This window comes from Beutenbergia cavernae DSM 12333 (assembly GCF_000023105.1).
GTDB classification, from domain to species: Bacteria; Actinomycetota; Actinomycetes; order Actinomycetales; family Beutenbergiaceae; genus Beutenbergia; species Beutenbergia cavernae.
In genome coordinates this window covers 2,592,924-2,612,583 of the sequence record NC_012669.1, presented here as the reverse complement: position 1 = coordinate 2,612,583, position 19,660 = coordinate 2,592,924, and the positions used below count along the sequence as shown (strand labels likewise).

Sequence of the window (19,660 nt, the reverse complement as noted above, 5' to 3'; positions counted from 1 at the left end):
TCAGCCCCGACCGCGGAGGCGCTGCCGCGCCGCCTCGTACAGGATCGCCGTGGTCGCCGAGGCCGCGTTCAGCGAGCTCGCCGACCCCGCCATCGGGATCCGGACGACGTCGTCGGCCGCGTCGCGCCACGCCTGCGAGAGCCCCGTGGTCTCGTTGCCCGTAAGGAGCAGCACGGGTCCGGTGAGGTCGTGGTCCCACACGTCGCGCTCGGCACGTTCGTCCGTGGCGACCAGGCGCAGCGGGACACCGGCCCGGCGGACGCCGTCGACCCACTCCAGCACCTCGCGCGGCGCCGCGGCCGACACGATCGGCACACCGAACACCGAGCCGGTGCTCGCCCGGACGGCCTGCGGGTCGTACGGATCCGTCGCGTGCCCCGTGACGACGACGGCGTGGCCGCCGAGCGCGTCGACGGAGCGGATGATCGTGCCGACGTTCCCGGGCGACGACGGCCGGTCCAGCAGCACCCCGAGGAAGTCCGCCGCCGCGTCGAGCCGACGGATGTCGCCGTCGGCCATCTCGACGACGGCGAGCAGCTCCGGCGTGCCCTGCTCCTTGCCGCCCAGCTCGTGCCGCAGCTCGTCGGCGACGACGAACCGCTGCGCCGGCGCGTGCGCCACGAGGTCGCGCGCCCACGCCGAGAGCGAGCCGGTCTCGCCGTGCAGCCACTCCCGCACCACGTGCCCGCTCTCGACGGCGACCGTCAGCGGCCGGACGCCGGACACGAGGAGCGCGCCCGCGCGGTGCCGTTTCGTGCGGTTCGTGAGCAGCGCCTGCCACTGCTGGAAGGTGGCGTTGCGACTGGAGACGCGCTGCGTCGTCGTCCCCGCTGGAGACCTGGCCATGCCGGTCAGGCTAGGTCACGCGGGGGCCTCGGCGAACTCGCCCGCGAACGGGATCGGTGTGATGACGTCGACGAGCACCCGGTCCGGCCCCGCCACGATGAAGTGACGCTGCCCGAAGTCCTCGGAGCGCAGGGGGAGGACGACGTCGATCCCCTCGCGCCCGGCGAGCTCCGCGTACAGCGCGTCGACGTCCTCGACCTCGAGGTTGAGCAGCACGCCCGCGGCCGGGGCGTCCCGGTACCCCTCGGGGATCGTGGCGTGGCGGTGGTCCAGCACGGCGAGCTCGAAGCTCCCGTGGGCCAGGCTCACGTACCAGTCGGACGTGAACCTGTCGGTGAAGCCGAACGTGTCGCGGAAGAACGTGGCGGCGGCGGGCACGTCCGCACTCATGAGGACGGGGTAGCTGCTCGTGAGCTTCATGGCGTCTCCTCGGGTTACATACAGTGTGTACGTATCGGTGACCATGATATACATACACGCTGTCGGTAACCAAGGGGTCGGGGAGGACGGATGCCACGGGCGAGCAGGGCGGAGAGCGAGCGGACGCGCGCGCGGATCGTCGACGTCGCGCGCACCGCGTTCACCGCTCACGGCTACCAGGGCGTCGGGCTCGAGCGGATCGCCAGGGACGCGGGCGTGACACGCGGCGCCGTCTACCACCACTTCGCGGACAAGGAGGCGCTGTTCGCCGCCGTGCTCGACGGCGTCCAGGCGTCGGTGGCCGAGCGCATCGTCGCGGCGACGGCGGACGTGAGCGACCCGCGCCGATCGCTCGAGATCGGCAGCCGCGCGTTCCTCGAGGCGTGTCTCGCGGACGCGAACCGCCGGATCCTGCTGGTCGACGCCGTCGCCGTCCTCGGCTGGGACGTGTGGCGCGAGCACGACGCGCGGCACGGCGGGCGCACGCTCACCCACGTGCTGGGGCAGCTCGCCGACGCGGACCGGCTCCGCGGGCTCGATCCGGCAGCCGCGGCCGTGCTCCTGTCCGGGGCGATGAACGAGGCAGCCGTGTGGGCCGCCACGGCGGGCGGCGACCTGGAGGCGGCGTGGGCCGTGCTCGAGCGGCTCATCGACGCCGTCGCCGAGTGACGCCGTCGCCGAGTGACGGCGCCTCCGGGCGGGCGGCGTCGATGTGGCGGCCACGACACCCCCGGCCCGTCAAAGACCTGGCGCGGCGAACGTAGACTCGATCCACGTGATCACCGCCTCCTCCCTCGAGATCCGCATCGGCGCGCGCACGCTGCTCGCGGACGCGAGCTTCCGCATCGACGGCGGTGACCGGATCGGTCTCGTCGGACGCAACGGCGCCGGCAAGACGACGCTGACGAAGATCCTCGCCGGAGAGGGCCAACCGACGGCCGGCACGATCAGCCGCGGCGGCGACGTCGGCTACCTCCCGCAGGACCCGCGCACCGGCGACCTCGAGGTCCTCGCCCGCGACCGCGTGCTGTCGGCACGCGGTCTCGACGAGGTGATGCGCCGGATGCGCCGCGCCGAGGAGACGATGGCGACCGGCGACGCCGACGCGCGCGAGCGCGCCATGGAGCGCTACGGCCGCATCGAGGCCGACTTCCTCGCGAAGGGCGGCTGGGCGGCGGAGAGCGAGGCTGCGCGGATCACGAGCAACCTCGGGCTCCCGACGCGGGTGCTCGACCAGCAGCTGCGTACGCTCTCCGGCGGTCAGCGGCGACGCGTGGAGCTCGCGCGCATCCTGTTCTCCGGCGCGCAGACGCTCCTGCTCGACGAGCCGACGAACCACCTCGACGCCGACTCGATCGTGTGGCTGCGGGACTACCTCATGGCCTACGCCGGTGGGTTCGTGGTCATCTCCCACGACGTCGACCTGCTGCGCGCGAGCGTGAACAAGGTGTTCCACCTCGACGCGAACCGGGCGCAGCTCGACGTGTACAACCTCGGCTGGGACGCCTACCTGCTGCAACGTGAGACGGACGAGAAGCGCCGTCGCCGGGAACGTGCGAATGCCGAGAAGAAGGCGTCCGCGCTCATCGCCCAGGCCGACAAGATGCGCGCCAAGGCCACCAAGGCCGTGGCGGCACAGAACATGGCCCGGCGCGCGGAGCGCATGCTCGCGGGCCTCGACGAGGTCCGCCGCTCGGACCGGGTCGCGAAGCTGCGGTTCCCGGACCCGGCGCCGTGCGGGCGCACGCCGCTGACGGCGCGCGACCTCTCGAAGAGCTACGGCTCCCAGGAGGTCTTCACCGGCGTCGACCTCGCCATCGACCGCGGGAGCAAGGTCGTCGTCCTCGGCCTCAACGGCGCGGGCAAGACCACGCTGCTGCGCATCCTCGGCGGTGTCGAGGCGCCGGACACCGGCATGGTGGTGCCCGGGCACGGGCTGAAGGTCGGCTACTACGCCCAGGAGCACGAGACGCTCGACGTCGCCGCGACGGTCGTCGAGAACCTTCGCCGGGCCGCCCCGGACCTCACGGACACGCAGGTCCGCAGCGTGCTCGGCTCGTTCCTGTTCTCCGGGGACGACGCCGACAAGCCCGCCCGCGTGCTGTCCGGCGGTGAGAAGACGCGGCTCGCGCTCGCCGTCCTCGTCGTCTCGAGCGCGAACGTGCTGCTGCTCGACGAGCCGACGAACAACCTCGACCCGGCCAGCCGCGCGGAGATCCTCGGCGCGCTGCGCACGTTCACGGGCGCCGTCGTCCTCGTGACGCACGACGAGGGCGCGGTCGAGGCGCTCGAGCCGGAGCGCGTGCTCCTCCTGCCCGACGGCGACGAGGACCTGTGGAGCCCGGAGTACCAGGAGCTCGTGGCCCTCGCCTGACGGTCGGCGACGACGCCGAGGTAGCGCCAGGCGGACGAGGAAGTAGTCCGGAACACCGTCCTCGTCCGCCTGGTACTACCTCGGCGCAGCGGGACGCCTCAGCGACGGCTGCTGCGCTCCTGCGCGTCGAGGAGCGCGTCCTCCTCCTCCTCGAGGGTGCGGCGCCGTCGGGGATCGGGGGCGACGGCGGAGCGGCCGTCGGCGTCCTCGGCCGCCAGGGTGCGGTTCCGGCGGGCGAGCACGAGCGCGGCGACCGGCGCCCCGAGCGCGAACACCCACCACTGGAATGCGTACGACAGGTGCGACCCGAGGTCGGTGTCCGCCGCCGCAAGACGCCCGAGCGCGTGCTCCGGCGCCGGCTCCTGGGAGGCGAGCGCCCCGTACGTCCCCTGGATGAGCGTCGTGTCGAAGGCGGCCTCGGTCGCGCCGTCCGAGTCGCTCCCCGCCAGGATGCCGGTGACGTCCGCCACGAGGGCCGGGGTGGCGGTGTACACGTAGCCCTCGGGGGCTGGGCGGTCGGCGTCGGGCTCCGCGGGACGCAGCCGGACCACGAGCTCGACCGGTCCGTCCGGGAGCGCCAGGGCCTCGAGCGCCCGGTCGGAGTCTTCCTCGCCCGCCGGCACCCAGCCGCGGTCGACGAGCAGGAGCCGAGGGGCGGCATCGTCGGTGCGGAACAGCGCCAGGCCGTGCATCGCCGCGACGCCGTCGACGGGGCGGTTGCGGAGCAGGACGTCGGAGCCGGGGACGAACTCGCCGCGCACGCTCACCGGGGTCCACGCGTCCGCCGCGTCGAGCTGCTCGCCGTCGCGCTCCAGCGAACCGGGCGGCACGACGTCCGCGAGGGCCACGGGGTCGGCGTCGTAGTTGCGCTCCACGACGGCGACGGCGGCGGCCCGGTCCTGGTGCCGGGTCCACTGCCAGTAGCCGAGGGCGACGCACGCCACGGAGACGCACACCACCAGCAGGGCCATGCCCAGCGTGCGTGACGCGGTGCGGTCGGGGGCGGTGGCGCTCACGTGGCCGTGCGCGGCGCCTCGCCGCCGCCGCCGGAGCGTGGGAGATCGCTCACCGGAACCGTCTCCTTGAGGAACGAGCGGGCACCGAGGAACGTCGACAGGTGGTCGAGGTGGTCGTCGCACGCCAGCCACGTCTTGCGCCGCGGGGCGTCATGGATCTTCGGGTTGTTCCACAGCAGCGCCCACACGGCGGTGTTCCGGCAGCGTTTCGCGCTGCAGACCAGGTCGTCGAGCTGGACGGTCACCGTGGTCCCTCCTCGGTCGGCGGCGTGAGTGGCCGGGGCTCCGGTCCCGCCGTGAGCTCGGGGTGGTCGACGGCGTCGTCGACACCGCCCGTCCCGCGCTCCCGACCCGCGTTCGCGAACACGACGGCGATGTACGGGAGCACGATCGCCGCGGCCGCGAACGTCCAGCGCAGCCAGCCCTCGGTGACGATCGCCAGCAGGAAGCAGGCCGTGCGGATCCCCATCGACAGCATGTAGCGCCCGAGTCGGCCGTGCTGCTCGTCTGTCTGCGAGCGCGGCGCGGACGTGATCGAGGGAACGCGGCTCACTACTTGAGGTTACTCCTCGCGCGCGGGCTCGGCGTCGGGCACCAGGGCGGGCGGACCGGGGCGTGGGGTCGATCCGCTACCGTGCTCGGGTGTCCACGCCGACTGCCGACGCCCAGCCCCGCACCGTCCTCGTCACCGGAGCGACCCGTGGCATCGGTCGCACGATCGCCGAGCGGTTCGTCGCAGCGGGGGACCGGGTCGCGACGCTGACCCGCGCGTCCGCGACCGACCTGCCCGACGGCGTCGTCGGCGTCCCAGGCGACGTGACCGACTCGGCGGCCGTGGACGCCGCGTTCTCCACCATCGAGGCGGACCTCGGCCCGGTCGAGGTCCTCGTCGCGAACGCGGGCATCACCCGCGACACGCTGCTCATGCGGATGAGCGACGACGACTTCGCCGCCGTCCTGGACGTCAACCTCACGGGGGCGTTCCGCTGCGCCCGCCGCGCCAGCAAGGGCATGATCCGCCTGCGCCGCGGCCGCATGATCTTCATCTCGTCCGTCATCGGGCTCTACGGCGGTCCCGGCCAGGTCAACTACGCGGCGAGCAAGGCCGGCCTGGTCGGCGTCGCCCGTTCGATCACCCGCGAGCTCGGCGGGCGAGGGATCACGGCGAACGTCGTCGCCCCCGGGTTCATCACGACCGCCATGACCGACGCGCTGCCCGAGGCACAGCAGGAGCAGTACCTCGGCGCCATCCCCGCCGGTAGGTTTGGGAGCACGCATGACGTCGCGGGCGTCGTCGAGTTCCTCGCGTCGCCCGCCGCGTCGTACGTCTCCGGGGCAGTGATCCCCGTCGACGGCGGCCTCGGCATGGGCCACTGATCTCACGTCCCTTCCCCGGAGGAAAGCACCATGGGTCTTCTCGACGGCAAGTCGCTGCTCGTCACCGGCGTCCTCACCGACGCCTCGATCGCGTTCCACGCCGCACGCCTCGCGCAGGAGGAGGGGGCGCGCGTCGTCCTGTCGTCCTTCGGGCGCCAGCACCGGCTCACGGAGCTGACGGCGAAGCGTCTGCCGCAGCTGGCGCCGGTGGTGCAGCTCGACGTCACGAACGACGAGGACCTGGCCGCACTGCCCGAGCGGGTGCGCGAGCACACCGACTCCCTCGACGGCGTCGTGCACTCGATCGGGTTCGCGCCGCAGTCGGTCATGGGCGGGAACTTCCTCGCCGGTGAGTGGTCCGACGTCGCGACGGCGCTCGAGGTCTCCGCGTTCTCGCTCAAGTCCCTCGCCGTCGCGGCGCGGCCGCTCATGCCGAGCGGGGGGTCCGTGGTCGGGCTCACGTTCGACGCGCGCTTCGCGTGGCCGGTCTACGACTGGATGGGCGTCGCGAAGGCCGCGTTCGAGGCCACCTCCCGCTACCTCGCCCGCGACCTCGGGCCGGACAAGATCCGCGTCAACGTCGTGTCGGCGGGGCCGCTGAAGACGACGGCGGCGCGCTCGATCCCCGGCTTCGAGACGATGGAGGGCGGCTGGGACGATCGCGCGCCGCTCGGCTGGGACTCCGCCGACCCGGAGCCTGCCGCGCGCGCCGTCGTCGCACTGTGCTCCGACTGGTTCCCGGCGACGACGGGCGAGATGCTGCACGTCGACGGCGGCGTGCACGCGATGGGGCAGTAGGTGGCCGCCAGGCTCGACGACGCCGCGCCCCGCCGTCTGCTGCTCCTGCGGCACGCGAAGGCGGAGCCGGCCTCGGCGCCCGGTTACGAGGACCACACCCGGCCGCTCGCCCTGCGCGGTCGGCGTCAGTCAGCGGCCGTGGGCGAGTGGCTCGGCGGCAGCGCCGGCGTCGCCGTCGACGTGGCCTACGTGTCGTCCGCGCTGCGCACCGTCCAGACGTGGGAGCTGCTCGCGGCCCGGCTGAGCGAGCCGGCCGGCGCCGTCCTCGTGACGGAGGATCTGTACGACGCGGGTGCGCGCGACGTCCTGGACCTGCTGTCACGGACACCCGCCGACGCGCGCACGGTGCTCGTCGTCGGCCACGAGCCGGTCATGTCGTCCCTCGCCGCGCTCCTGGCCGGCCCCGGATCGGACGACGACGCCGTGGCACAGGTGCGGTCGGGGATCCCGACGGCGGCCACGTGCGTGCTCGACGTCCCGGGGGAGTGGGCGGCGCTCGACCGCGCCGGTGCCACGCTCGCCGAGGTCGTCCGCGCCGTCGAGGACTGACGCGAGATCCGGCTCCCCGACGCCGGAGCCCGGCGACGGGCCTGCCTAGCTCCGTGCGTCGATCGCCGGGATGACGTCGGCGAGGGAGTCGAGCGCGAGGTCCGCCTGCGCCGCCACCAGCGGCTTCGCGTGGACGGCGATCCCGAGCCCGGCGGCGGCCAGCATGTCGAGGTCGTTGGCGCCGTCGCCGATCGCCACCGTGTCCGCCATCGGTACGCCGCACTCGGCGGCGAACGCGCGCAGCTCGCGTTCCTTCGCCGCGCGGTCGACGACGCCGCCGCTCACCTTCCCGGTGAGCCGACCGGCGTCGTCCACCTCGAGCGCGTTGGCGAGCGTCCGCGTGATGCCGAGCTGCGCCGCGAGGGGCTCCACCACCTCGCGGAAGCCGCCCGAGACGAGCGCCACCGGCCACCCGCGGCGGCCGCACTCGGCCACGAGGTCGGCGGCGCCGGGGGACAGCCGCACCTCGGCCAGCACCTCGTCGAACACGGAGTCGGGCAGCCCGGCCAGCGTCGCGACGCGTGCGTGCAGCGAGGCCGCGAAGTCGAGCTCGCCGCGCATCGCCGCCGCCGTCACCGCGGCGACCTCGGCCAGGGAGCCGGCGCGCGCCGCGAGCAGCTCGACGACCTCGCACGTGACGAGCGTCGAGTCGACGTCGAGGACGAGAAGGCGGCGGGGGTGGCTCACACCCCGAGAGAGTACGGCGTCACGGCGTCGACGCCGATCCGCGTCCCCTTCGGCACCACGGTGATGCCCGACGGCGTCACCGTGAACCCGCGTTCGAGGTCGAGCTCCCGGTTGAGCCCCACCGTCGCGCCCTCCTCGATGACCACGAACTTGTCGAGGATCGCGCGGTTCACCTGGGCCCGCCTGGCGATCGTCACGCTGTCGAGCAGCACGGAGTCGCGCACGCTCGACCACGAGTTGACGCGCGTGCCGGGCGACAGGATCGAGCCGTGGACCTCACCGCCGGAGACGACCACCCCGGGCGAGATGATCGAGTCGACGGCGAGCCCGATCCGCTCCGGCGAGGAGTGCACGAACTTCGCCGGCGGCAGCCCGGTGTACCCCGTGAAGACCGGCCAGTCGTCGTTGTACAGGTTGAACACGGGCACGACGGCGATGAGGTCCCGGTTCGCGTCGTAGTACGCGTCGAGCGTCCCGACGTCGCGCCAGTAGTCGCGGTCGCGCTCGCTGGAGCCGGGGACGTCGTTCTCGATGAAGTCGTACAGGGCCGCCTGCCCGCGCTCGACGAACGACGGCACGATGTCGCCGCCCATGTCGTGCCGCGAGGCCGGGTCCTGCGAGTCGGTCCGCACCGCCTCCACGAGCGCCTCGGCGTCGAACACGTAGTTGCCCATCGAGGCGAGCACCTCGCGCGGGGAGTCGGCCAGGCCCACCGGGTCGGTCGGCTTCTCGAGGAAGGCCTTGATGCGGCGCGGGTCGTCGGGATCCGCCTCGATCACCCCGAACTGGTCGGCGAGCTCGATCGGCTGCCGGATCCCGGCGACGGTGAGCGGCGCCCCGGACGCGATGTGCGCGTCCACCATCTGCGAGAAGTCCATGCGGTACACGTGGTCGGCGCCGACGACGACGACGATGTCCGGCTTCTCGTCGTCGAGCAGGTTGAGGCTCTGGTAGATCGCGTCGGCGCTGCCGAGGTACCAGTTCTTCCCGACCCGCTGCTGCGCGGGGACCGGCGCGACGTAGTTGCCGAGCAGGTGCGACATCCGCCACGTCTTCGCGATGTGGCGGTCGAGGCTGTGCGACTTGTACTGCGTGAGCACGACGATGCGCAGGTACCGCGAGTTCACGATGTTCGAGAGCGCGAAGTCGATGAGGCGGTAGATCCCGCCGAACGGGACGGCGGGCTTGGCACGATCCGCCGTCAGAGGCATGAGCCGCTTGCCCTCGCCACCGGCCAGGACGATCGCGAGGACCCGAGGTGCTGCCATGATGCGAACCCTAGGGTGCCCCACGTCCGGTTGCCATCGCTTCGGCGTCGGATGAGATGACACCGCACGTACGACGGACGGAAGGGCGCGGCCGATGCGAGTCGACTTGCTCACCAGGGAGTACCCGCCGCACGTCTACGGCGGCGCTGGGGTGCACGTCGCGGAGCTCGCCCGGGTGCTCGCGCCGCTGCTGGACGTGCGCGTGCGCGCCTTCGACGGACCGCGCGAGGCGGACGACGGCGGCCCGCAGGTCACGGGTTACGCGCCCCTTCCGGAGCTGGCCGGTGCGAACGCCGCCCTCGGCACGTTCGGCGTCGACCTGGCGATGGCCGCCGACGTGGCGGGCGCCGACCTCGTGCACTCCCACACCTGGTACGCGAACCTCGCCGGGCATCTGGCGTCGCTGCTGCACGGCGTCCCGCACGTCGTCACGGCGCACAGCCTCGAGCCGCTGCGGCCGTGGAAGGCCGAGCAGCTCGGCGGCGGGTACGCGCTCTCGTCGTGGGCGGAGCGCACGGCGTACCTCGGCGCGGCCGGCGTCATCGCCGTCAGCGCCGGGATGCGTGCCGACATCCTGCGCAGCTACCCGGACGTCGACCCCGACCGGGTGCACGTGGTGCACAACGGGATCGACCTCGACGGGTGGCGCCGGCCGGTCGACGCGGACGGCGCGCTCACGCCCGAGGCGCGGGCCGCCGCCGTCGCTCACGGCGTCGACCCCGACGCGCCGGCGGTGGTGTTCGTCGGCCGGATCACGCGGCAGAAGGGGCTGCCCTACCTGCTGCGCGCCGCCCGCGCCCTGCCGCCCGACGTCCAGCTCGTGCTGTGCGCCGGCGCGCCCGACACCCCGGAGATCGCAGCCGAGGTGAGCGGGCTCGTCGCGGAGCTCGCGCGGGAGCGCTCGGGCGTCGTCTGGATCGAGCGGATGCTGCCGCGCGAGGAGCTCGTGGCCGTGCTCGCGGCGTCCACCGTGTTCGTCTGCCCCTCGATCTACGAGCCGCTCGGCATCGTGAACCTCGAGGCAATGGCGGTGGGCCTGCCGGTCGTCGGCTCGGCCACCGGGGGGATCCCGGAGGTCGTCGACGACGGCGTCACGGGGCTGCTCGTGCCGCTCGCCCAGGAGCAGGACGGGACCGGCACCCCGCTCGACCCCGAGCGGTTCGAGGCGGACCTCGCCGCGGCGCTGACGGCGCTCGCGACCGACCGGGCACGGGCCGCGGCGATGGGCCGCGCGGCGCGCACCCGGGTCGAGGAGCACTTCTCCTGGGACGCCGTCGCCGCCCGCACCGTCGAGGTCTACGAACGGGTGCTGGCGCGCGCCTGAGAGGGGCCGCTCACACCCTGCCGAGACGCTGCGCCGTCGCCGCGGCCACGGCGTGCCGCGCCGCCGCCCGCACGTCGAGCAGCGCTCCGAGGCGTCGGTCCGCCTGCCACGACGTGATGGCGGCGCCGTCGTCGGACGTCGCGAGCTCGGCGATCGCGAGCAGCCGCGCCGCCCGCAGCAGCACGTCCACGCGCCGCTGGTCCAGCTCCGCCGGCAGGTCCCAGCCGTCCGGCGGGTGAGGGGAGGCGGCCTCCCGCACGAGGTCCGCGGCCTCGTCCCGCCAGCGGGCGACGTCGATCGCGGCCAGCGCCTGGGTCGCGGTGAGCATCGCCTCCAGGAGCCCGGCGCGCGCCTCGCCGAGGGACAGCGGCGCCGGGCCCACCGCCTCCGGCCCCGCCGGCACCACGTGCCAGTCGACGTGCGCACCGGGCTCGAGCGCGCTGCCGAACGCGTGGACCTCGGGCACGAGCACGCGGGCGCCGGCGCCGGTCCGCACGAGCACGCACTCGCCGGCGTCGAGCGCCGCGCCGGACGCCGCCGCGGGCACGCCGAGCACGTCACCGGGGGTCGGGAGGAGAGCGACGACGTCGCCCGGCTCCGCGGCGATCCTCGCCAGCTCGGCCGCGAGCGGTTCGCCGTCCACGGTGTGCGGCTCGTCGTCGCCGTCGACGCCGAGAGCCGCCCGCCGCGCGGCCGGGAGGTCGGTGGCGGTGGGCAGCCACAGGGCGAGGCGGACGGCGCGCGGCAGCTTCACGCGCCCAACCTACGACGGCGGCGGCGCCCGGCTGGGCACGGCACAACCGAGGGCGACGGCTCGCGTAGGGTCAGGGGCCATGGGTGACGTGCTCGACCTCGACCAGGTGTCCGTGCGACGGGGGACGACCCAGATCCTCGATGAGATCAGCTGGCGCGTGGCCGACGGCGAGCGCTGGGTGGTCCTCGGGCCGAACGGCGCGGGGAAGACCACGGTGATCCAGCTGGCCGCGGCCCGCATGCACCCCACGGTCGGCACCGTCGACGTCCTCGGGGAGCGACTCGGCCGCGTCGACGTCTTCGAGCTGCGCCCGCGCGTCGGCCTCGCGAGCGCGGCGCTCGCGGAGCGCATCCCCGGTTCTGAACGCGTGCTCGACGTCGTCCTGACGGCGTCCTACGGCGTCACCGGGCGCTGGCGGGAGGGGTACGAGGACGTGGACACCGGACGCGCCCTCGACCTGCTCGCCGCGTTCGGCATGGCGGACTTCACCGACCGGCTCTACGGCACGCTCAGCGAGGGCGAGCGCAAGCGGACGCAGATCGCCCGGGCGCTCATGACCGATCCCGAGATCCTGCTGCTCGACGAGCCCGCGGCCGGGCTCGACCTCGGCGGTCGGGAGGAGCTCGTCGCGGCACTCGGGGAGCTCGCGGCCGACCCGCTCTCGCCGGTGCTCGTGCTGGTCACCCACCACGTCGAGGAGATCCCGCCGCACTTCACCCACGCGCTCCTGCTGCGCGCCGGTGGGGTGGAGGCCGCCGGCCCGATCGACGAGGTCCTCACCGACGAGCACCTCTCGCGCACGTTCGGCGTCGTCCTGGACGTCGAGCGGCACGGCGACCGATGGTCGGCGCGCGCTGCAGCGCGGGGCACCTCCGGACGCCGGGGCGCCGCCGTCACATGATCTTTGTCGTTTCTTTGCCATAGACTGCGGGTGCGGCACCACTCGACGTGAGCGGAAGGAGCAGGCCATGGACAACTCCGGCTGGATCTGGTGGCTCGGTGCCACGCTGCTCCTCGGCGTCATCGAGATGCTCGTCGTCGACCTGCTGTTCCTCATGTTCGCCGGCGGCGCGCTGGCCGCGACGATCGTCGCGGCGCTCGGTGCCCCGCTCTGGCTGCAGATCACCACGTTCGGCGTCGTCTCCGCCCTGCTCGTGGTCGCCGTGCGGCCGTGGGCGCTGCGGAAGTTCAAGAACACGACGCCGGAGACGGCGACCAACATCGCCGCCCACGTGGGCCGCCCGGCCGTCGTCGTCGCCGACGTCTCGACGATGGCGGGGCGGGTCAAGCTTGCCGGGGAGGTGTGGACGGCGCGCACCGAGGAGTCAGGTGTCCTGCCCGTCGGCAGCCTCGTCCGGGTGATCCGGATCGACGGGGCGACGGCCGTCGTCGTCCGGGAGGTCCCGCAGCAGGCGGGGCCGGGCGCCGCGCCCGGCGCGCCGTACGGTCCGCCGCCCACCGGCCCGTACCACCAGCCTGGACCGGTCCCACCGCCGGGATCACCGACGACCTGACGGATCGCCGGTCCGACAGCCGGGCGCCGGCCACCGCCGCACCGCCCACCGACCCGAAGGAGCCACGTGGAGCCCGGAGAAGTCATCGGCGGGATCGTCCTGATCCTGCTCGCCATTTTCATCATCGTCGCCGTCGCACGGGCCGTGCGGATCGTGCCCCAGGCGGTGGCTCTCATCGTGGAGCGCCTCGGGCGCTACAACGACACGATGTACGCGGGCCTGCACTTCCTCATCCCGTTCGTGGACCGCGTGCGCGCCGGCGTCGACCTGCGCGAGCAGGTCGTCTCCTTCCCGCCCCAGCCCGTGATCACGTCCGACAACCTCGTGGTCAGCATCGACACGGTCATCTACTTCCAGGTCACGGACCCGAAGGCAGCGACGTACGAGATCGCGAACTACATCACCGGTATCGAGCAGCTCACGGTGACGACGCTCCGTAACGTCATCGGCTCGATGGACCTCGAGCAGACGCTCACGAGCCGCGACCAGATCAACGGGCAGCTGCGCGGGGTGCTGGACGAGGCGACCGGCCGCTGGGGCATCCGCGTCAACCGCGTGGAGCTCAAGGCGATCGACCCGCCCGCGAGCGTGCAGGGCTCGATGGAGCAGCAGATGCGCGCCGAGCGTGACCGCCGTGCGGCGATCCTCACGGCTGAGGGTGTCAAGCAGTCCCAGATCCTCACGGCGGAGGGCGAGAAGCAGTCGGCGATCCTGAGGGCCGAGGGTCAGGCGCAGGCCGCGATCCTTCGTGCCCAGGGTGAGTCGCGCGCGATCCTCCAGGTGTTCGACGCCATCCACCGCGGCGACGCCGACCCCAAGCTGCTCGCGTACCAGTACCTGCAGATGCTCCCGCAGATCGCGAACGGCACCTCGAGCAAGATGTGGATCGTGCCGACGGAGTTCACCGCGGCGCTGGGTGCCATCGCCGACGGGTTCGGCGGCGGTCGAGGCGCTGGGCCGACCGCACCCGACGGCGGCGGCGGCGAGCCTCGCGAGCGTGAGGAGGTGCCCGGCATCGACGCGGAACTCGAGGAGACGTCGCTGCAGGACCCGTCCGAGGCGTTGGCCGAGGCGCGCAGCCAGGCGAACCAGGCGACGAGCGAGGCGAACGCCGCCGGGGTCTCCTCCGGGATCCCGTTCAGCCACCAGGCGGAGGCGGGCCAGCGTCCGCAGGGCGAGCCGCCGGTGCCGCCGTCGCCGCCCCAGGTACCGCCGCCCACGCCGTCGCAGGCTCCGCCGCGGCCGCCGGAGCAGCAGCAGTAGAGCACCCGGTCCGCCTCGCCGCGCGGCGCGCCTCGTCAGCCATGACGAGGCGCGCCGGCGTCACGCCGAGGGCGAAACGTCTGGCGAGGATAGTTGCCTCCGGCATACTCTCGCCGGGTGCTTCTGCGCCTTCTGGGGACATATCTCGCTCCGTACCGTCGACCGATAGCGCTGGTCCTGGTCCTGCAGCTCGTCCAGACCCTGGCCTCGCTCTACCTGCCGAGCCTCAACGCCCGGATCATCGACGACGGGGTCGCCGTCGGTGACACGGCGGAGATCTGGCGGCTCGGCGCCGTCATGCTCGTCGTCAGCCTCGCCCAGGTCGTCGCGTCGGTCGTCGCGGTCTACTACGGCGCCCGCACAGCGATGGCGGTGGGGCGCGACGTGCGCGGCTCCCTCTTCGCCCGCGTCCAGGCGTTCTCTGCCCAGGAGATGGGCCGGTTCGGGGCGCCGTCGCTGATCACGCGCACGACGAACGACGTGCAGCAGGTGCAGATGCTCGTCATGTTCACGCTGACGCTCATCGTGATGGCGCCGATCATGCTGGTCGGCGGCGTGATCATGGCGCTCCAGGAGAATGTGGCGCTGTCGGCGATCCTCCTCGTCGTCGTCCCCGTCCTGGTGCTGGTGGTCCTCGCGATCGTGTCGCGGATGGTCCCGCTGTTCCAGAAGATGCAGAAGCGCATCGACGCGATCAACGGCGTGATGCGCGAGCAGATCACCGGCATCCGCGTCATCCGCGCGTTCGTGCGGGAGGGGTACGAGGAGGAGCGCTACTCGGACGCGAACGAGGCGCTGCGGGACGTCTCCGTGCGGGTGGGCAAGCTCATGGCCCTGATGTTCCCCACGGTCATGCTCGTCATGAACGTCACGAGCGTGGCGGTGCTGTGGTTCGGTGGGCAGCGGATCGACTCCGGCGCCATGGAGCTGGGGGCGCTGACGGCGTTCCTCACCTACATCATGTACATCCTCATGGCGGTGATGATGTCGTCGATGATGGTCATGCTCGCCCCCCGGGCCGAGGTGTCCGCCGGCCGCATCAACGAGGTCCTCGACTCCGAGCCCACCATCCTCGACCCGGAACGGCCCCAGCGCCCGGAGCAGCTCACCGGGCGTCTGGAGTTCCGCGACGTGACGTTCGGCTACCCCGGAGCCGACTCGCCGGTGCTGCACGGCGTCTCGTTCGTGGCCGAGCCCGGGCAGACGACGGCGATCATCGGCGCCACGGGCTCCGGGAAGTCCACGCTGGTGGGCCTCGTGCCCCGGCTCTTCGACGCGACGTCCGGGCAGGTCCTCATCGACGACGTCGACGTGCGCGACCTCGACCCCGCCGTCGTGACCGCCGAGATCGGTCTGGTCCCGCAGAAGGCGTACCTGTTCAGCGGCACCGTCGGCTCGAACCTGCGCTACGGGGACGCGGGCGCGACGGACGAGGCGCTCTGGGACGCGCTGGGTGTCGCGCAGGGCGCGGACTTCGTCCGCGAGATGGACGGCGGCCTCGACGCCGAGATCGCGCAGGGCGGCACGAACGTGTCCGGCGGCCAGCGGCAGCGGCTGTCCATCGCCAGAGCGCTCGTGCACCGCCCGCACATCTACCTGTTCGACGACTCGTTCTCGGCGCTCGACTACGCGACCGACGCCGCACTGAGACGCGCGCTCGTTCCCCGGACGAGGGACGCCGTCGTCCTCGTGGTCGCACAACGCGTGGCGACGATCCGCGACGCCGACCGGATCATCGTGCTCGACGACGGCCGCGTGGTCGGCCAGGGCACGCACGACGGGCTGCTCGAGACCTCGGAGACGTATCGCGAGATCGTCTCCTCGCAGCTGAGCCTGGAGGAGGCGGCATGAGCGACGAGCAACGGCCTCAGCAGGCTCCGAACGGCGCGACGTCGTCGGCCGCGGGCGACGACAGCACCCCGGCGAAGACCGACGACGCCGCCGTCACGCGGAGCGCTCGTGCGGGCGGACGCAGCGGCGGGCCCTGGGGCGGCATGGGCATGCCGGCGGAGAAGGCGCTCGACATGCGGGGGACTCTGAGCCGCCTGCTCGGCGACCTGCGCGACCACAGAGTGGCGCTCGTGGGGATCATCGTGCTCGGTGTCCTGTCCGTGGCGCTGGCGGTGATCGGGCCCAAGCTCCTCGGGAACGCGACCAACATCGTGTTCGCCGGGTTCCTCTCGCGGAACCTGCCCGACGGGATCACGCGCGAGCAGGCGCTCGAAGGGCTGCGGGCGTCGGGGAACGACCAGCTCGCCGACCTGCTGGAGCCGCTCAACTTCGTGCCGGGCGCCGGCGTCGACTTCCGGGCGCTCGCGATCATCCTCGCCTGGGTGCTCGTGGTGTACCTCGGGTCGTTCCTGTTCGGCTGGCTGCAGGCGCGCATCACGGCGATCGTCGTGCAGACGTCGATGTACCGGCTGCGCCAGCGCGTCGAGGCCAAGCTCGGCCGCGTGCCGCTCAAGTACTTCGACGGCCAGCCGCGCGGCGAGGTGCTGTCGCGGGTCACCAACGACATCGACAACATCGCCCAGACGATGTCGCAGACCCTGGCTCAGCTCATCACGTCGGTGCTCACCGTGATCGGCGTGCTCGTCATGATGTTCGTGATCTCGCCGCTGCTCGCGCTCATCGCGCTCGTGACCGTGCCGCTCTCGGCCCTCGTGACGGCGCTCATCGCGAAGCGCTCGCAGCCGCAGTTCATCCGGCAGTGGCGCACCACGGGTGAGCTGAACGGACACATCGAGGAGATGTACACCGGTCACGCTCTCGTCAAGGTGTTCGGTCAGCAGCCGGCGGCGCAGCGCACGTTCGACGACAAGAACGGCGAGCTGTACGACGCATCGTTCAAGGCCCAGTTCATCTCGGGCACGATCCAGCCGGCGATGGGCTTCATCGCCAACCTCAACTACGTGATCGTGGCCGTGATCGGCGGTCTGCGGGTCGCGTCGGGTACGATGACGCTCGGCGACGTGCAGGCGTTCATCCAGTACTCCCGGCAGTTCACGCAGCCGATCACGCAGATCGCGGCGATGATGAACATGCTGCAGTCCGGGGCGGCGTCGGCGGAGCGCGTCTACGCACTGCTGGACGCGGAGGAGCAGACGCCGGACCCGGCGGCACCGGAGCGGCTCGAGCGCGTGTCGGGCCGGGTGGCGTTCGAGGACGTCTCGTTCTCGTACTCGCCGGACGCGCCGCTCATCGAGGACCTGTCGCTGGTGGCGGAGCCCGGGCAGACGGTGGCGATCGTCGGCCCGACCGGCGCCGGGAAGACCACGCTGGTCAACCTCATCATGCGCTTCTACGACGTGGACGCTGGCCGCATCACGCTCGACGGCGTCGACACGCGGGAGATGACGCGGGACGACCTGCGGCGCAGCGTCGGGATGGTGCTCCAGGACACGTGGCTGTTCGAGGGCACCATCGCGCAGAACATCGTGTACCCGATCGAGGCGACGCGGCACGGGGGAGAGCTCACGCCGGAGATCTCCGCGCGCATGATGCGGGCCGCCGAGGCGACGCACGTCGACGCGTTCGTGCACAGCCTCCCGGACGGCTTCGACACGGTGGTGACGGAGGAGGGCGGCAGCCTGTCGGCCGGCGAGCGCCAGCTGCTGACGATCGCGCGGGCGTTCGTCGCGGACCCGCCGATCCTCATCCTCGACGAGGCGACGAGCTCCGTCGACACCCGTACCGAGGTGCTCGTGCAGAAGGCGATGAACGCGCTGCGCGTGGGCCGGACGAGCTTCGTCATCGCGCACCGGCTCTCCACGATCACGGGGGCCGACGTCATCGTGGTCATGGAGCACGGACGGATCGTCGAGCAGGGCTCCCACGCCGAGCTGCTCGAACGGGACGGGGCGTACCGGCGGCTGTACCAGAGCCAGTTCGCCGCGCCCGTGGAGGAGGAGCCGGACGAGGCGTCCGTGCACTGAGCCGGGCAGCGGATCCGTGGCGTCGCTCTACGCGGCACCGCGGGCGCGCCGGGCCGCGTCCGGGTGGGGCACGACGCGGCGGTAGCACGTCACGCACACGGCGAGCAGCCACGCCCAGCCGGTGAGGACTGCGAGCCACAGGAGTGCGATCCCGAGCGCCGTGCCGCCGAACGCGGCGCCCGCGACGAACGCCACGAGGACCACGATCCCGCACACTCGTGAGGCGCGGGCGATACCCGCGAGGGCCTCGGCGCGCCGGGCGAGCGCGCCGCCGGTCAGGATCGCGCCGACGCCGAGGGCCAGGAAGCCCAGACCGCTGAGCACGAGGTGCAGCATCCCGGACGCCGTCATCGTCTCCTCGGTGCCCGGCGGGAAGCCGTTGATCGGGTCGGTCGGGAAGAGGGCGGCGCCGAGCATCCCGACGCCGAACGCCGCGACGAGGCCGCCCGCGAGCCGCACGCGCCGTCCGGGCACGAGCGCGCGGGCGATGCCGATGCCTGCCGCGACCACCATGAGGCCCGAAAGCGCGAGGTTGACGGTCTGGACCCAGCCGCCCGGCCCGAGCGCGAGCTGGCTGAGCGCGTGGCGGGACAGGTCGAAGCCGTCGCGCGTGAGCGCCTGCGCGAGCGAGACGACCACGTAGAACGGCCCGACGACGACGCCCCAGCCCAGCAGGGAGCGTGTGATCGCGGCGCCTGTGTCGAAGCCGCCGGCGGGGTCGCGGGCGACGGCGGGAGGCTCGGCCGGCACGCCGGACGACTCGCGGGCGGGGGACGTGGCGTCGTCGGACATGGCTGCTCCTCGGTGGCGTCGGTGCCGGATCGAGTTTATGCACTGATGAGTGCAAGAGTCCAGATCGGCGCCTAGGGTGAGCAACGTGTCGAGACTGCTGCCCAGGATGGACCCGCGCGTCGTCCGCACCCGGTTCGCGATCGTGGCGGCGGGCACCGACCTCTTCCTCGAGCGCGGTTACGTGGGGACGAGCCTGGACGAGGTGGCGGCTCGTGCGGGCGTCGCGAAGCGCAGCGTCTACAACAACTACGCGGACAAGGAGGAGCTCTTCCGCGCCGTCGTCCTCACCGCGACCGGCACGACCTCGGCCTTCGTCGCCGAGATCGTGTCGGCGCTCGAGGAGCCCGACGACCTCGAGGAGGCGATGCGCGACCTCGCCCGACGGCAGCTGCGGGCGGCGACGAGCACGCGGCTCGTCCGGTTGCGGCGTCTGCTCATCGGCGAGGTGAGCCGGTTCCCCGACCTGGCGCGGGAGTATGCGGAGCGGGTCCCGGGGCGCGTCGTCGCCGCGTTGGCGGCGGCGTTCGAGCAGCTGACGGCGGCGGGACGGCTCCGGGTCGAGGACCCGGAGCGGGCGGCGGAGCACTTCGCGTTCCTCGTGCTCGGCAGTTCGCTGGACCGGGCGCTGCTCGGCGACGCGCGGGAGCTCGACGACGCCGAGGTCGCTGCGATCGCCGACTCCGGGGTGACGGCGTTCCTCGCCGCGTACGGCACGGGCTGAGGCCTCGGGTCGGGAAGAATCG

21 protein-coding genes are annotated in these 19,660 nt (G+C 72.8%); 12 read left to right on the top strand and 9 right to left on the bottom strand.

Annotated features, from left to right (window positions below; genetic code table 11):
• Both BCAV_RS11720 and BCAV_RS11715 read right to left on the bottom strand, forming a co-directional pair.
• Complete coding sequence (locus tag BCAV_RS11720) at positions 1 to 846, bottom strand: TrmH family RNA methyltransferase (protein ID WP_015882820.1); 846 nt, start codon at positions 844 to 846, stop codon at positions 1 to 3.
• Between the two features lie 15 nt (positions 847 to 861).
• The gene (locus BCAV_RS11715) at positions 862 to 1,266 is read right to left on the bottom strand and encodes a VOC family protein (RefSeq protein WP_015882819.1); all 405 of its coding nucleotides are present in this window, start codon (positions 1,264 to 1,266) and stop codon (positions 862 to 864) included.
• 90 nt (positions 1,267 to 1,356) lie between these two features.
• Here BCAV_RS11715 and BCAV_RS11710 point away from each other — a divergent pair, with 90 nt between their 5' ends.
• Positions 1,357 to 1,935: a TetR/AcrR family transcriptional regulator gene (locus BCAV_RS11710; protein WP_015882818.1), complete on the top strand. Its 579-nt coding sequence runs from the start codon at positions 1,357 to 1,359 to the stop codon at positions 1,933 to 1,935.
• A gap of 106 nt (positions 1,936 to 2,041) precedes the next feature.
• Complete coding sequence (locus tag BCAV_RS11705; RefSeq protein WP_015882817.1) at positions 2,042 to 3,640, top strand: ABC-F family ATP-binding cassette domain-containing protein; 1,599 nt, start codon at positions 2,042 to 2,044, stop codon at positions 3,638 to 3,640.
• Positions 3,641 to 3,738: 98 nt separating this feature from the next.
• On the opposite strand, the gene BCAV_RS11700 is transcribed toward BCAV_RS11705, so the two are convergent.
• The 3 genes from BCAV_RS11700 to BCAV_RS11690 are packed head-to-tail and all read right to left on the bottom strand — an operon-like array spanning position 3,739 to position 5,209.
• Complete coding sequence (locus tag BCAV_RS11700; protein ID WP_015882816.1) at positions 3,739 to 4,656, bottom strand: SURF1 family protein; 918 nt, start codon at positions 4,654 to 4,656, stop codon at positions 3,739 to 3,741.
• Positions 4,653 to 4,901 (bottom strand): hypothetical protein, encoded by a 249-nt coding sequence (locus tag BCAV_RS11695; protein WP_015882815.1) that lies wholly within the window; start codon positions 4,899 to 4,901, stop codon positions 4,653 to 4,655. The genes BCAV_RS11700 and BCAV_RS11695 overlap by 4 nt, the downstream gene beginning before the upstream one ends.
• Positions 4,898 to 5,209, bottom strand: coding sequence for a DUF3099 domain-containing protein (locus BCAV_RS11690; protein ID WP_015882814.1), 312 nt, complete (start codon positions 5,207 to 5,209; stop codon positions 4,898 to 4,900). The genes BCAV_RS11695 and BCAV_RS11690 overlap by 4 nt, the downstream gene beginning before the upstream one ends.
• Positions 5,210 to 5,298: 89 nt before the next feature.
• On the opposite strand from BCAV_RS11690, the gene fabG reads away from it, so the two are divergent.
• The 3 genes from fabG to BCAV_RS11675 are packed head-to-tail and all read left to right on the top strand — an operon-like array spanning position 5,299 to position 7,380.
• Positions 5,299 to 6,033: a 3-oxoacyl-ACP reductase FabG gene (gene fabG, locus BCAV_RS11685; RefSeq protein WP_043349610.1), complete on the top strand. Its 735-nt coding sequence runs from the start codon at positions 5,299 to 5,301 to the stop codon at positions 6,031 to 6,033.
• 30 nt (positions 6,034 to 6,063) lie between these two features.
• A complete protein-coding gene (fabI, locus tag BCAV_RS11680; protein WP_015882812.1) occupies positions 6,064 to 6,831 on the top strand; it encodes an enoyl-ACP reductase FabI in 768 nt (255 codons plus the stop codon).
• Positions 6,832 to 7,380 (top strand): SixA phosphatase family protein, encoded by a 549-nt coding sequence (locus BCAV_RS11675; protein ID WP_015882811.1) that lies wholly within the window; start codon positions 6,832 to 6,834, stop codon positions 7,378 to 7,380.
• 45 nt (positions 7,381 to 7,425) lie between these two features.
• Here BCAV_RS11675 and serB read toward each other — a convergent pair whose 3' ends face one another.
• Positions 7,426 to 8,067: a phosphoserine phosphatase SerB gene (gene serB, locus BCAV_RS11670; RefSeq protein WP_015882810.1), complete on the bottom strand. Its 642-nt coding sequence runs from the start codon at positions 8,065 to 8,067 to the stop codon at positions 7,426 to 7,428.
• Complete coding sequence (glgC, locus tag BCAV_RS11665; protein WP_015882809.1) at positions 8,064 to 9,335, bottom strand: glucose-1-phosphate adenylyltransferase; 1,272 nt, start codon at positions 9,333 to 9,335, stop codon at positions 8,064 to 8,066. The genes serB and glgC overlap by 4 nt, the downstream gene beginning before the upstream one ends.
• A 94-nt stretch (positions 9,336 to 9,429) precedes the next feature.
• On the opposite strand from glgC, the gene glgA reads away from it, so the two are divergent.
• Entirely contained in the window at positions 9,430 to 10,659 is a 1,230-nt protein-coding gene (gene glgA / locus BCAV_RS11660; protein WP_015882808.1) for a glycogen synthase, read from the top strand.
• Positions 10,660 to 10,669: 10 nt separating this feature from the next.
• Here glgA and BCAV_RS11655 read toward each other — a convergent pair whose 3' ends face one another.
• Positions 10,670 to 11,413, bottom strand: coding sequence for a hypothetical protein (locus tag BCAV_RS11655; RefSeq protein WP_015882807.1), 744 nt, complete (start codon positions 11,411 to 11,413; stop codon positions 10,670 to 10,672).
• A 79-nt stretch (positions 11,414 to 11,492) separates the two neighbouring features.
• Here BCAV_RS11655 and BCAV_RS11650 point away from each other — a divergent pair, with 79 nt between their 5' ends.
• The 5 genes from BCAV_RS11650 (at position 11,493) to BCAV_RS11630 (ending at position 18,125) form a co-directional block, all read left to right on the top strand.
• Positions 11,493 to 12,314 carry an ABC transporter ATP-binding protein gene (locus BCAV_RS11650; protein ID WP_015882806.1) on the top strand — a complete coding sequence of 274 codons (822 nt, stop codon included), beginning with the start codon at positions 11,493 to 11,495 and terminating at the stop codon, positions 12,312 to 12,314.
• A 67-nt stretch (positions 12,315 to 12,381) separates the two neighbouring features.
• Complete coding sequence (locus tag BCAV_RS11645; protein ID WP_015882805.1) at positions 12,382 to 12,927, top strand: NfeD family protein; 546 nt, start codon at positions 12,382 to 12,384, stop codon at positions 12,925 to 12,927.
• Positions 12,928 to 12,993: 66 nt separating this feature from the next.
• Positions 12,994 to 14,190 carry an SPFH domain-containing protein gene (locus tag BCAV_RS11640; RefSeq protein WP_015882804.1) on the top strand — a complete coding sequence of 399 codons (1,197 nt, stop codon included), beginning with the start codon at positions 12,994 to 12,996 and terminating at the stop codon, positions 14,188 to 14,190.
• 117 nt (positions 14,191 to 14,307) lie between these two features.
• Positions 14,308 to 16,041, top strand: coding sequence for an ABC transporter ATP-binding protein (locus tag BCAV_RS11635; protein WP_015882803.1), 1,734 nt, complete (start codon positions 14,308 to 14,310; stop codon positions 16,039 to 16,041).
• Positions 16,038 to 18,125 (top strand): ABC transporter ATP-binding protein, encoded by a 2,088-nt coding sequence (locus BCAV_RS11630; protein WP_015882802.1) that lies wholly within the window; start codon positions 16,038 to 16,040, stop codon positions 18,123 to 18,125. The genes BCAV_RS11635 and BCAV_RS11630 overlap by 4 nt, the downstream gene beginning before the upstream one ends.
• Before the next feature lie 27 nt (positions 18,126 to 18,152).
• Here the strand turns inward: BCAV_RS11630 and BCAV_RS11625 are convergent, their stop codons facing one another.
• Positions 18,153 to 18,917: a DUF998 domain-containing protein gene (locus tag BCAV_RS11625; RefSeq protein ID WP_015882801.1), complete on the bottom strand. Its 765-nt coding sequence runs from the start codon at positions 18,915 to 18,917 to the stop codon at positions 18,153 to 18,155.
• 85 nt (positions 18,918 to 19,002) lie between these two features.
• On the opposite strand from BCAV_RS11625, the gene BCAV_RS11620 reads away from it, so the two are divergent.
• A complete protein-coding gene (locus BCAV_RS11620) occupies positions 19,003 to 19,638 on the top strand; it encodes a TetR/AcrR family transcriptional regulator (protein WP_222836638.1) in 636 nt (211 codons plus the stop codon).
• Positions 19,639 to 19,660: the final 22 nt, after the last annotated feature.